This is a genomic window from Salinisphaera sp. LB1 (assembly GCF_003177035.1).
In the GTDB taxonomy this organism is placed as follows: Bacteria; Pseudomonadota; Gammaproteobacteria; order Nevskiales; family Salinisphaeraceae; genus Salinisphaera.
Genome location: NZ_CP029488.1, coordinates 4,039,066 through 4,051,878, shown reverse-complemented (window position 1 = coordinate 4,051,878; position 12,813 = coordinate 4,039,066). Strand labels below are relative to the sequence as shown.

Annotated in this window: 9 protein-coding genes; all 9 read left to right on the top strand. The window is 65.8% G+C overall.

From position 1 onward, the window contains the following. Positions 1-126: 126 nt before the first annotated feature. A complete protein-coding gene (locus SALB1_RS18155; RefSeq protein ID WP_145961381.1) occupies positions 127-1,125 on the top strand; it encodes an alpha/beta fold hydrolase in 999 nt (332 codons plus the stop codon). Between the two features lie 88 nt (positions 1,126-1,213). Further along, a complete protein-coding gene (locus tag SALB1_RS18150; RefSeq protein WP_109995132.1) occupies positions 1,214-2,875 on the top strand; it encodes an FAD-binding dehydrogenase in 1,662 nt (553 codons plus the stop codon). Between the two features lie 97 nt (positions 2,876-2,972). After that, the gene (locus tag SALB1_RS18145) at positions 2,973-3,746 is read left to right on the top strand and encodes an HAD hydrolase-like protein (protein ID WP_255414453.1); all 774 of its coding nucleotides are present in this window, start codon (positions 2,973-2,975) and stop codon (positions 3,744-3,746) included. Positions 3,747-3,776: 30 nt separating this feature from the next. After that, positions 3,777-4,595: a thioesterase family protein gene (locus SALB1_RS18140; RefSeq protein ID WP_109995130.1), complete on the top strand. Its 819-nt coding sequence runs from the start codon at positions 3,777-3,779 to the stop codon at positions 4,593-4,595. A 234-nt stretch (positions 4,596-4,829) separates the two neighbouring features. Beyond that, entirely contained in the window at positions 4,830-7,184 is a 2,355-nt protein-coding gene (locus SALB1_RS18135; RefSeq protein WP_109995129.1) for a TonB-dependent siderophore receptor, read from the top strand. Positions 7,185-7,286: 102 nt separating this feature from the next. Next, positions 7,287-8,879 (top strand): pyridoxal-dependent decarboxylase, encoded by a 1,593-nt coding sequence (locus SALB1_RS18130; protein ID WP_109995128.1) that lies wholly within the window; start codon positions 7,287-7,289, stop codon positions 8,877-8,879. After that, on the top strand, positions 8,872-10,230 hold the full coding sequence (locus tag SALB1_RS18125; RefSeq protein WP_109995127.1) for a lysine N(6)-hydroxylase/L-ornithine N(5)-oxygenase family protein: 1,359 nt from the start codon (positions 8,872-8,874) through the stop codon (positions 10,228-10,230). Before SALB1_RS18130 ends, SALB1_RS18125 begins: the two co-directional genes overlap by 8 nt. After that, complete coding sequence (locus SALB1_RS18120; protein ID WP_109995126.1) at positions 10,230-10,844, top strand: GNAT family N-acetyltransferase; 615 nt, start codon at positions 10,230-10,232, stop codon at positions 10,842-10,844. Before SALB1_RS18125 ends, SALB1_RS18120 begins: the two co-directional genes overlap by 1 nt. Then, positions 10,841-12,676: an IucA/IucC family siderophore biosynthesis protein gene (locus SALB1_RS18115; protein WP_145961380.1), complete on the top strand. Its 1,836-nt coding sequence runs from the start codon at positions 10,841-10,843 to the stop codon at positions 12,674-12,676. Before SALB1_RS18120 ends, SALB1_RS18115 begins: the two co-directional genes overlap by 4 nt. Positions 12,677-12,813: the final 137 nt, after the last annotated feature.

The window sequence follows — 12,813 nt, the reverse complement described above, 5'->3', positions numbered from 1 at the left end:
AGGCGAGCGTCGCTGCGGGTCGGCTATCATGCAATTACAGAGTTCATTCCACGAGGCGGACGCCATGCCTGTGTGCCTGCCATCGCGCGACGCCGTGCCCGTTATCCGGAGCCGGGCCGCCATGCCATGAACAGCAGGGTTCGACGCCGACTCGGTCGCCGGTCCTGGTCCATGCCGGGCTCGGCCGAATTCGAGATCATCCACCGTCGTGCCGGCGTGTCCGTGCGCTATTACGCGCCGGCTGGCGCGCCCGAGGCCGGGCCGGTGCCGCGAACGCCGGTGGTGCTGATCCCGCCGCTGGCCGCCGATATCCAGATCTATGATCGGCGCAATCAGCACAGCCTGGTGGCCTATCTCTCGGCGCGCGGTTTCGATCTCTACATGATCGACTGGGGTTGGCCGACGCGCGCCGATGATCGACGCCACCTTAGCGACTACTTCGCCGCGTTGTTGCCGGAAATGCTCAACCGGGTGCGCTTCCACAGCGGGCGGCAACGCCTGGCCCTGCACGGCTGGCGGCTCGGCGGGTTGCTGGCCCTGTGCTATGCCGCGGTCAGCCCGGCCGATGACCTGGCCGGGCTGGTGCTGCTCGATACCTGTATCGATTACGCTGCGTGTCCGGCGGCCGGCCGGGTCCGGGGCCGGCTGCGCCAGCGGGCCGGACGCTGGCGACGTCTGACCGGCCTGCGGGCCAGCCACCTGCCGGTTGCCGCGCTGCATGTGCCGAGCTGGCTACAGTTGATCGCCCGCCAGGCGGTGCTTGGCCCGGCCCAGCCACCGGACGACGATGCCCTGCGCTCGCGGGCGTACCCCGGTGGGGTGGTCGCCGATGTCATCGATCATCTCTGGACCGACAACACACTGGCCGCCGGCCGGCTGCCGATGGCCGGGCCGGGCGCCGGGCTGGCGGGTGTGCGCGTGCCGATCCTGTTCATCGCCGATGCCGATCATCCGGTGTGCTCGCCGGTCTGTGGCGAGCGGCTCGCGGCCATGGTCGGCAGCGATCGGGTGGCATGCGAATGGACGCATGGCGATCCAAAGCATGCCGGCTGCGGTGCGTTGATGGCTCGGCGCAGCTGGACGCGTGTCGCCGACTGGCTGCTCGATCCGGGCGCGGATCAATGACGCAATGCGCCCGCTGCATTATGTTCGAAGCATCATCGATCATTGAATCGCGCACTGGGGCGGCCGCCCCAGTGCCTCGGAGCCGACCATGACAGATCGAAGCGATGCGCTGGTCATCGGCGCGGGCCTTGCCGGGCTCGTAGCCGCAGTCGAACTGGCCGATGCGGGTCGTTCGGTGCGGATTCTCGAGCAGGAGGGCGCGAATTCGATCGGCGGCCAGGCCCACTGGTCGCTCGGCGGCCTGTTTCTGGTCGATACGCCCGAGCAGCGTCGCATGGGCATTACCGATTCGGCCGAACTGGCCTGGCAGGACTGGCTCGGCTCGGCCGGCTTCGATCGGCCGGAGGACTACTGGCCGCGGCGGACCGCCGAGGCGTTCCTCGAATTCGCGGCCGGTGGCATGCGCGAATGGCTGTATGGTCTGGGCATGCGCTGGTTTCCGGTGGTCGGCTGGGCCGAGCGAGGCGGCGGCACAGCACAAGGCCACGGCAATTCCGTGCCGCGGTTTCATATCACCTGGGGCACGGGCCCGGGCGTGCTGGCCCCGTTTCTGCGGCGCCTGCAGGTGCACAGGCAGGCCGGGCGCATTACGCTCGATTGTCGGCACCGGGTCGATCGTCTGCTCACCACCGGCGGCCGGGTGAACGGGGCGAGCGGCGCGGTGCTTGCGCCGAGCACGGTCGAGCGCGGCGAGCGGTCGGCGCGCGATGTGGTGGATGTGTTCGAGTGCAGAGCCGAAGTCGTCATCATCGCCGCGGGCGGCATCGGCGGCGATCACGACAAGGTGCGCGCGAACTGGCCGGTGGCACGCCTGGGCGCGCCGCCGGCACACATGCTCTCGGGGGTGCCGCACCATGTCGATGGCCGGATGCTCGATATCGCCGCCGACGATGCCGGGGCGGCCATCATCAACGCCGACCGCATGTGGCATTACACCGAGGGCGTGGCCAACTGGAATCCGATCTGGCCGGCCCACGGCATTCGCATCATTCCCGGGCCGTCTTCGCTGTGGCTCGATGCCACCGGGCAACGCCTGCCGGCGCCGTGTCTGCCGGGCTTCGACACGCTGAGCACGCTGCGCGCGATCCTCGCCACCGGTCATGATTATTCCTGGTTCGTGCTCGATCAATCGATCATCGAGAAAGAGTTCGCCTTGTCGGGCTCGGAACAGAATCCGGATATGACCGCGCAATCGTGGCGCGCGGTGCTGCGCTCGCGGTTGTCGCGCGGTGCGCCGCCGCCGGTGGAGGCATTCAAGAGCCAAGGGGCGGATTTCGTGGTGGCCCCGGATGTCGCGGCACTGGCCGCCGGCATGAACCGCGTGGCGGGCAACGCGCTCATCGATGCCGATGCGCTGCGGGCCACGATCGTCGCGCGCGATCGCCAGATGACCAACCCATTCGCCAAGGACGCCCAGGTCACCGCGATTCATGGCGCGCGTCGTTATCGGGGTGATCGCCTGTTCCGCGTGGCTCGGCCGCATCGACTGCTCGACCCCGCGCATGGGCCGCTGATCGCGGTGCGCCTGCACATACTCACGCGCAAGACCCTCGGCGGTCTGCATACCGACATCGACGGCCGGGTGCTCGATCACCGCGGACAGGCCGTCCCCGGCCTGTACGGCGTGGGCGAGGCCGCCGGTTTCGGCGGCGGGGGCTATCATGGCTACAACGCACTGGAGGGCACGTTTCTGGGCGGCTGCCTGTTTTCGGGGCGCCGTGCCGGGCGTCACGCGGCTGCGCAACTGTGAGCGCGGGCGAGCGTTCGTCGTCAACCGGCGCGCTTTTTGGATAAGCTCAGGGCGTGATCGAGAATTCGGCGCTGGCCGCTAACGGCCGGATTCTTGCTTGCACGCGTTACAGGACAACGACACAACGACCGGCGACGGCGAGACGATCGCCGGCAGGTGGTTCGACAGGTCAGCCATGCGATATACGACCGTGCTATTCGATCTCGACGGTACCCTGACCGATCCCTATGAAGGCATCACGCGATGTGTCGAATACGCGTTGTCGTGCCAGGGCATCGAGGTCGCCGACCGGCGTCATCTGGCGGGATTCATCGGGCCGCCGCTCAAGGCCGCCTTTTGTGAACATTATGGCCTGTCGGATGCCGAGGCCGGTCGCGCGGTCGAGGATTATCGCGTGCGCTTCGGCGATGTCGGCATGTACGAAAACACCGTCTACTCCGGCATCGTGGACGTGCTTGCGCAGCTTCGCGCCAGCGGCCGGCAATTGTTCGTGGCTACCTCCAAGCCCTGGTTCTATGCCCGGCAGATCGTCGCGCATTTTGGCCTCGACGGCTATTTCGGCAAGGTCTATGGCAGCGAGCTCGATGGCAAGCGCACCGAAAAATCGGTTTTGATCGCGCACGTGCTGCGCGAGGAAGGCCTGCGCCCGGAACAAACGCTCATGATCGGCGACCGCCGCTTCGACGTTCTCGGTGCGCGCCACAACGGCGTGCCGGCCGCCGCCGTGAGCTACGGCTACGGTGGTCGGCAGGAACTGCTCGACGCCCAGCCCGATCACCTCTTCGACTCGCCGAACGACATCGCACGCTGTCTGCTGGCTGAGCCGGCGGCATCGGTGCACACGCAACAATACGGCGGCGTATTGCGCTAACCTGACGCGGAATTTCCAACGAGCCGCATCATGACCGATACCTCGGGGCGCACGCCGCTCTCTGTTCTGTTGTCGCATCTTCAGCCCGCCGGCAATGCCTGGCACATCGACATTCCCGACGATTGGCTGCAGGGGCGGGCGATCTATGGCGGGTTATCGGCGGCGCTCTGCCTGGCCGCCGTCGATGCAGCGGTTGATGATCTGGCACCGCTTCGGTCCGCCCAGGTCGCTTTCGTCGGGCCGGCGGGGCCGAGTGTGCGCATCCAGCCGCATATCCTGCGCCAGGGTAAGTCCATGGCCTTTGTCGCCGCCGACATGACCAGCGGCGATAACGCGGCGGCGCGTGCCACCTTCGGCTTCGGCACCGCGCGTGAATCGGCCCTGGCGCACGCCGACGTCGCCGCCCCGGCGGTGGCCGATGCGCGCGACGGTGGCCTGTTCTTCGAAGATAGTGAAGGTCGGAATCTCGGGCCGAACTTCGCACGTCATTTCGATAGCGCCCGGGCCGCGGGCGCGACCCCGGCCAGTGGCGCCGAAACGCCGCAATTCTGTGCCTGGCTGCGCCATCGCGACGCGGCGATGCGCGATTCACTGACCGGGCTCGTGGCACTCGCGGATGCGTTGCCGCCGGCGGCCATGGCCTGTATGCACAAGCCGGCGCCGGTCAGCACCATCACCTGGCAGTTCGATCTGCTGACCGAGCGTCCGGTGACCGAGCAGGGCTGGTGGCTGTGTCGATCGTACGCCGAGCAGATCGCCGACGGCTACTCGGCCCAGCACATGACGATCTGGAACAGTCGGCGCGAACCCGTGCTCGTCGGCCGACAAGCGGTGGCAGTGTTCGCCTGACCCGCCCCTGACCTGACCCGGCGCGGCCCGCGGGCCGCTGCCTCTGACCGAGCCCGTCGTCCGGCGGGCTCGCGCCTCGATTCCTGCGCTGCGTGAAGACTTCGTTGCGAGAGTAACGTTATTGGTGTTGCAAATGCGAATGAGTCGTAACTACAATTAATCCGCCGGTAGATCCGAATGGTGCCGGCTCACGATTGACGACAACACGATGGGTCAGGGAGGTCGAGCAGCGACATGCAAAATCAACAGGGATGGCGTCGGGTAGCAAGCGGCGGGCGAGTGATCAGCCTGATCGCGCTTAGTGGCGCGCTGGGCTTGCTGCCCGCCGCCGCGGCATCGAAGGACCAGGCCGATAGCGGCGAACGCGATACAACAGCGACCGGGCGCGCCGCGCGCGGCGAACACGGCGGCAAGACACCGGCGGCGGCCGGTTCGACCCGTCTTGAGACGATCAGCGTCGAGGGGCGTTACCGCGGCGCCGAAGGCCCGACTAAGGGCTATACGGCGCACACCACGCGCGGTGCGACCAAGACCGATACCCCGCAGCTGGAAACGCCGCAGACGGTCGATGTCATCACCCGTCAGCAGATCTCCGATCAGGGCTCGAAGAACGTCAACGACGCGCTGCGATATACCCCGGGTGTCTTCACCGGCATCGCCGGGGCCTCGACCCGCCAGGATGCGATCCAGCTGCGCGGGTTTTCCGGCGGGGACGTGAACAACGCCTTCCTCGACGGCATGCGCCTGATGAGCGACCCGGGCGCGTATTCCAACTTCCAGATCGACCCGTTCATGCTCGAGCGCATCGATGTGGTCAAGGGCCCGAGCTCGGTGCTGTACGGGCGGGCGCAGCCGGGTGGGCTGGTCAATTACGTGACCAAGCGACCGCAGGCCAAGACCGAGCGTCATCTGCAGTTCTATGGCGGCAGCTTCGATACCTATGGCGGCGGCTTCGACTTCACCGGCGCCTTGCCGAAAAAATCCTGGGGCAGTTATCGCATCGTCGGTCACGCCGAGAGGTCCGACACGCAATACGACGTGGTCAAGAGCGAGCGCTACGCGATCATGCCCGAGGTCGATCTCAATCTGTCCGACGACACCGATCTGCTGTTGCAGGCCTATATCCAGCACGATCCGGCCGCCGGTTTTCACGGCTCGGTGCCGTACGACCTGAGTGTGAACGGCAATGCCTACGGCGGCACCGTGTCGCCGTCCTGGGTCGATACCGATGCGGGTCATGAGAAGTTCGATCGCCAACAGCGCATGTTCACTTATGCGCTCACGCACCACGTCAACGACCACGTTCGGTTGCGCTCGACCGCGCGCTATTCCGATCTGGAAACCGATCTGGCGCAGGTCTATCAATACGGCTTCACCGGTAACGGTGCGAACCTCACGCGCTACTACACCGGGGCCCAGGAACACCTGAAGGCGTTCTCCACCGATAACAACGTGCAGTTCGATTTCGCCACCGGCGCGATCGAGCACGAGATGCTGGTCGGCGTCGACTATCAGCAGCGCTTCAACCGGGTGCACGACTACGGCATCCCGTACGACGCGTCGTCGAGCGTGCCGACCGGCGTCAAACCGTTGGACCCGTTCGATCCGAACTATCACGACGATCCGCTGGTGCGCCCGATCGTCGAGACCGCCAACGCCAACCGCAAGCTCAAGCAGTTTGGCGGCTATATCCAGGATCAGATGAGCTACAAGCGGTTGCATGTGCTGCTGTCGGGCCGCGAGGATCACCTGCGGCGCGAATACCAGGATCTGAGCACGGCCGACGGCGCCACCGCACAGCGCAGCGACGATGCCTTCACCGGCCGCATCGCCGTGCTGTACGAGTCGCAATACGGGATCTCGCCGTATTTCTCCTACAGCGAAGCGTTCAACCCCACGGCCTACAGCGCGGCCAACGGCCAGATTGCCGAGCCGACGCAGAGCAATCAGTACGAAATCGGCGTGAAGTATCAGCCGCGGGGAATCAACGCGCTGTTCACCCTGGCTCTTTACGACCTGACCCAGAAGAACGTGCAGCAGCGCACGGCCGTGACGCCGATCACGTTTGCCAGCGTGGGTGACATCCAGTCCCGCGGGATTGAGTTCGCGGCCAAGGGCGACATCACCGATAACCTGCACGTCATCGCGGGCTACAGCTATCAGGACGTCGAATACCAGAACGATGTCGCTTCCGGCTCGGTCACCGCTCACAAGGGTGATACCCCAGCCCGCACGCCCAACCAGCTCGCCTCGCTGTGGGCAACCTACGACTTTCCCAAACGCATCAGCGCTGGTCTGGGCGGGCACTACGTCGGCAAGAGTTACGCCGATGGCCGCAATCGGCTGAAAGTGCCGGACTATGCCGTGGCCGATGGCCGCAATCGGCTGAAAGTGCCGGACTATGCCGTGGCCGATGCCATGGTCAAGGCCGATCTCGGCGCGTGGAGTTCGGCGCTAGAGGGCGTGAGTCTGCGGGTGAATGCGAACAACCTGTTCGACAAGAAATACGTGGCCTCCTGCTTCGGCACCCAGAGCTGCTACTACGGGGAAGAGCGCAACGTCACGGCCACGGTGGACTACCGATTCTGACGTGCCGGACGGGCTGGCATGCGTCGGCCCGTCCGGTTGTTTGCCACGAGGGGCGTGGCCGCGGCGTTCGCGGCATCGAATCATCGACAAGGAATCACTTTCATGTCCACGCAACCTGCGGATCGTGCGATCGGCACCGGGGCGGATGGCAATCTCAGCGCGGCGCTGATCGGGCGCAGCAGTCTGGCCGATTTTCGGGCCCAGGGCGAGCAGGCGATCGAAGCCACGATTGGCGCACTGGATCGTGCCCACCGGGTGTTCGACGGCGTTCGAGCCGACGCTATTCGCGGCCCGATCGACGCGATCGATCTGGACCGCGAAGCCCCGGCCGGATTCACGGCGACGCTGACGGAGCTGCAGTCGCTGTATTTCCGGCACGCTGTTTATTTTCATCACCCGCGCTACGTGGCGCACCTGAATTGCCCGGTGCTGACCAGTGCGGTGGCCGCCGAGATTATCGCCGGCGGTATCAACGCCTCGCTCGATACCTGGGATCAGAGCGCCGGCGCCACGCTGATCGAGCAGAAACTCATCGACTGGACGGCGCGCCGCGCGTATCTGCCGGCTACGGCCGACGGCGTGTTCACCAGCGGCGGCACCCACTCGAATCTGATGGCGCTGCTGCTGGCCCGTGAACAGCACGCCGCCCGCGCGCACGGCATCGGCCAGGTTCAGCGCCACGGGTTGCCCGCGGCGGCCGCGCGCTGGCGGATCTTCGTTTCCGAGATCAGTCATTTCTCACTCACCAGGGCGGCCGCGCTGCTGGGGCTCGGTCACGACGCGATCGTGGCGGTGCCGGTGGACGCGGCCTGGCGTATGGACGGCGCGGCACTTGCCGAAGCCGTGGCTGAGGCGAGGGCACACGGCGATATCCCGATCGCGATCGTCGCCACCTTCGGCACCACGGACTTCGGCAGCCTGGACGATGTCGAGGCGGCCGCGGTCGTGGCGCGAGAGCACGATATCTGGCTGCACGTCGATGCGGCCTATGGCTGTGGCCTGCTGGTGTCGCCGACCCGCGGCGATCGCTGCCGCGCGCTCGCCGCGGCGGACTCGATCACGGTCGATTACCACAAATCGTTCTTTCAGCCGGTCGCCTGCAGCGCCTTGCTGGTCGCCGACGGTGGCATGCTGGCGCACGTCACCCATCACGCGGACTACCTGAACCCGGCGGAAGCCGCCGCCTGCGGTACGCCGGACCAGGTCAACAAGAGTCTGCAGACCACGCGCCGCTTCGATGCGCTCAAGCTCTGGGTGAGCCTGCGTACGGTCGGGCCACGGGCGATCGGGGAGTTGTTCGATGCCGGCCTTGAGCTGGCCCGCGCGACGTATCGCCTGATGCTTGCCGAGCCCCGCTTCGAACTGCTCAACGAGCCCGAACTCGGGGCGCTCGTGTTCCGTTTCCGGCCGAGTCTGGCCTTGCCGGCGAACGAGCTCGATGGTCTGAACGATGCGATCCGCGCCGAGTTGGCCGCCCACGGCGAAGCCATGATCGCCGCCACCCGGGTCGGCGGCCGGCGCTATCTCAAGTTCACCCTGATGAACGCCCAGACCACAGCCGCGGACATGGCGGAATTGCTCGGGCTGATTGTCACCACCGGCCAGCGGCTGGCGCTGGCTCGCCGCGCGGTAGACCAGGTGGCAGGCGCGGCGAAGCGCGAATGCAACGAACGCGTGGTGCGTCGTCATGGTTGAGCACGACAGCGCTACGCATGTCCACGACGTCATCGGGATCGGCATCGGCCCGTTCAATCTCGGTCTGGCCGCGCTTTGCCAGCCAATCGATGCGCTCGATGCCGTCTTTCTCGACGAGAACGAACGCTTCGACTGGCACCCAGGCCTGCTACTCGACTGCGCGACAATGCAGACGCCGTTCCTGGCCGATCTGGTGACCCTGGCCGACCCGACCAGCCGCTACAGTTTTCTCAATTACCTCAAGGCCAGCGGCCGGATTTATGCCTTTTACATCCGCGAGAGTTTTTTCATGCTGCGCGCGGAATACACCCAGTACTGCCGCTGGGTGGCCGGGCAGTTGTCGAATCTGGTATTCGAGCAGCGGGTGGAACAGATCGACTACGACGAGGCCGTCGGTTGCTATCGGGTCATCGCGGTCCGCCCCGCAACCGGCGAACCGACCGTCCGGCGTGCGCGGCGTCTGGTGCTCGGAACCGGCCCGGCACGGTATTGGCCGGCCGGCTGCGATGGACTCGACGGCCCGGTTTGTCATGCCGCCGATTATCTGGCGCATCGCGAGGCCCTGGCCGACAAGGCCAGCGTCACGCTCATCGGTTCCGGGCAAAGCGCGGCCGAGGTCTTTCACGAGCGGTTGGCGTCGGCGGGGTCGGGCCAGCGCCTGGACTGGTTCACCCGTTCGTCCCGGTTTTTCGCGATGGCCTACGACAAGCTCACGCTGGAGCTGACCTCGCCGGAATACATCGATTACTTTCACGGCCTGCCGGAGCACACGCGTCATCGTCTCGGTCAGGCCCAGAAACCGCTCTACAAGGGGATCGACCGCGACCTGTCGGATGCCATCTACGAACGGCTGTACGAAAAGGACCTGCACGGCAGCGCCAATGTCGGCATGCAGGCCAATACCACGCTGCTTGCGGTCACCCGCGATGCCGCGCGCAACGAGTACGTCCTGGATCTGCTCCAGGCAGAACAGGGCCTGCGGTTTCGTCACCGCACCCAGGCGCTGATTCTGGCTACCGGTTTCAGTCATCGCGTGCCGGGCTATCTGGAGGCCATCGCCGATCGCATACGCTGGGACGGGCAGGGGCGTTTTAGGGTCAGCCGCGATTACGCGATCGATGCCGCCGGCGATCGGATCTTCGTGCAGAACGCCGAGCTGCACAGCCATGGTTTCACCGCCTCGGATCTGGGTATGGCCTGTTATCGCAACGCGGTGATCCTGCGCCAGCTCGTGGGCCGCGAGGTCTATGCCATCGAACGCCGCATCGCGTTCCAGAATTTCGATGCCCGCCGGTGGGCTTCGGTCGAGGCGGGCGCGCCTCATGTCGAAAGCGATCGGGAGACACCGTAATGCTCGACTTCAGCGAATACGGCCGTTGCGTGCCCGGTATGGGCAGGCTGGCCCTGGCGCCGTTCGAGATCGGGCGCCATGCCGGCTGCGCGCATCGCTGGCTGACCAGCGAGCACGCCCGTTTCTGGGGTATGACCCATCATTCGGCGGCCGCGACGGTCGATTATTTCAGCGCCATCGAATCCTCTGCTACCCATACCGCGCTGATCGGCCGGCACGCAGGCCGGCCGGCCTTTCTGGTCGAGGTCTACGACCCGGCGGCGGAGCCGGTCGGCCGGCATTACAGCGTCCAACCGGGCGATGTGGGGATGCATATCCTCATCGCCCCGCCGCGCCAGCCCATTCATCTGTTCACCTGGGCGGTGTTCGCGCTCACGGTTGATGCGCTGTTCGCTCAACCGGCCGTCGAACGACTGGTGGTGGAGCCCGATGTCACCAACCGCGGCATCCATGTGCTCAACCAACGCGCCGGGTTTGTCTACCACCGCCGGCTTCGCCTGCCAGACAAAACGGCCTGGCTGGCGACCTGTACCGCACGCGACCGGGACCGCGCCATGCATCGTCTGACCGCATCACAACGCGCCGTGTGCGCACGAAAGGAGGCCCCCGCATGAGTTGTCAGTGTCTGACGGCCACGCTGCGCAGCGTGGCGCATCTCTCGCCGGCCCGCTGGGCTGAGGTCAACGCCGCGCTGGTCGCCAAGATTATCGGCGAGTTCGCCCACGAAGGGCTGTTCGAGCCGCGGGCCCTGGAAGGCCCGCCGGCCGATGAAGCGGCGACCGCCTGCTACGAGATTGCGGCGGACGCCCCGGGTGTACGTTATCGCTTTGCCGCCCGGCGTTTTTTGCTCAATCACTGGGACGTCGAACCGGCCTCGATCACGCGTGAAGTCGACGGCGTGGCCCGGCCGCTGGATGCCGGGGCCTTGTTCGTGGAATGTCGCGATAGGCTTGGTCTGAATGACGACCGGCTCGCGCTCTATCTCGAGGAAATCGCCAGTACCCGCTATAGTGCCGCCTACAAACGCGCCAATGCGCAATACTCGGCGGCCGAACTCGCCGTCGCCGATTTCCAGACCGTGGAAGCGGCGATGACCGAAGGCCATCCGGCGTTCGTCGCCAACAACGGTCGCATGGGCTTCGACGGTGACGATTTTGCCGCCTATGCGCCGGAAGCCGCGCACCCGATCCGTCTGGTCTGGGTGGCGGCGCACGTCAGCCGGGCGCACTTTGCCGTCGCGGCCGACCGCAGCGTGGCATCGCATCTGGCCAGCGAACTGGATGAGACCACCCGGCATCGGTTTGTCGAACAGCTGATCGATCTGGACCTCGATCCGGCGGATTATCATTTCATGCCGATCCACCCCTGGCAGTGGCAGAACAAGCTGGTGTTCGCCTTCGCAGACGAGATCGCCACGCGCCACCTCGTGCATCTGGGTTTTGCGCCCAATGCCTACCAGGCGCAGCAGTCGATTCGTACGTTGTTCAACCACGACGCGCCCGCGCGCTGCTACGTCAAGACCAGCCTGTCGATCCTCAACATGGGTTTTGCGCGTGGCCTGTCGCCGGACTACATGGCCGGCACGCCGGCAATCTGCGACTGGCTGGCGAGCCTCATCGACAACGACAGCGACCTGCGTTCGACCGGATTTTCCATCCTGCGGGAGGTCGCCGCGGTGGGTTATCGCCATCCGCATTTCGAGGCCGCCGTGGCGAAGACCGATGGCGCCAACAAGATGTTGTCGGCGCTATGGCGGGAGTCGCCGGTCGCGCGCCTCGGCCAGGGCGAGCGGCTGATGACGATGGCGGCACTGCTGCACCGCGATTACGAGGGAAACTCGCTCATCGGCGCGCTCATCGACGCCTCCGGGCGGTCCATCGACGACTGGCTGCGGCGTTATCTCGATGCCTACATGGCCCCGCTGTTGCACTGTTTCTATGCCCACGACCTGGTGTTCATGCCGCACGGCGAAAACCTGATTCTGGTGCTGCGTGAACACACGGTCGACCGTGTGTTCATGAAAGACATCGCCGAAGAGATCGCCGTGCTCGACCCGAAGGCCGACCTGCCGGCCGACGTGCAACGGATCGCGGTGGCGGTACCCGAACAGCTCCGGACGCTGTCGATCTTCACCGATCTGTTCGATCTGATCTTCCGTTATATCGCGGCGATACTGGCGGTGGAACGCGATTACACGCAGGCGCGGTTCTGGGCGCAGGTCGCCGCGTGCATCGTGCGCTATCAGGACGCCCATCCCGAATACGCCGACAAATTCGCCCGCGATGATCTGTTCGCGCCCGATTTCGCGCGCTCGTGCCTGAACCGGCTGCAACTGGCCAACAACCGCCAGATGCTCGATCTGGCCGATCCCACCGGCAATATGCAGTTCGTGGGCCGGCTGGATAACCCCATCGCGGCGCACCGCTGCCATACGATGACCGCCTAGATATCCCGTTCCTGCGACCGGCTATCGGTCTTGGCCGCTCTTGTCTGTCGAGCGGCCTTTTTTATGCCCGCTCGGCGCGGAAAGACGCCGCCGGTTGTATTGACGATACGTAAAGCCTGGGGTCTGCTAGCCGCCGG

Bases quoted from the DNA above. Each gene is read 5' to 3' on its own strand.
- SALB1_RS18155 (WP_145961381.1), top strand. From the start codon at position 127: ATGAACAGCAGGGTTCGACGCCGACTCGGTCGCCGGTCCTGGTCCATG.
- SALB1_RS18150 (WP_109995132.1), top strand. From the start codon at position 1,214: ATGACAGATCGAAGCGATGCGCTGGTCATCGGCGCGGGCCTTGCCGGG.
- SALB1_RS18140 (WP_109995130.1), top strand. From the start codon at position 3,777: ATGACCGATACCTCGGGGCGCACGCCGCTCTCTGTTCTGTTGTCGCAT.
- SALB1_RS18135 (WP_109995129.1), top strand. From the start codon at position 4,830: ATGCAAAATCAACAGGGATGGCGTCGGGTAGCAAGCGGCGGGCGAGTG.
- SALB1_RS18130 (WP_109995128.1), top strand. From the start codon at position 7,287: ATGTCCACGCAACCTGCGGATCGTGCGATCGGCACCGGGGCGGATGGC.
- SALB1_RS18125 (WP_109995127.1), top strand. From the start codon at position 8,872: ATGGTTGAGCACGACAGCGCTACGCATGTCCACGACGTCATCGGGATC.
- SALB1_RS18120 (WP_109995126.1), top strand. From the start codon at position 10,230: ATGCTCGACTTCAGCGAATACGGCCGTTGCGTGCCCGGTATGGGCAGG.
- SALB1_RS18115 (WP_145961380.1), top strand. From the start codon at position 10,841: ATGAGTTGTCAGTGTCTGACGGCCACGCTGCGCAGCGTGGCGCATCTC.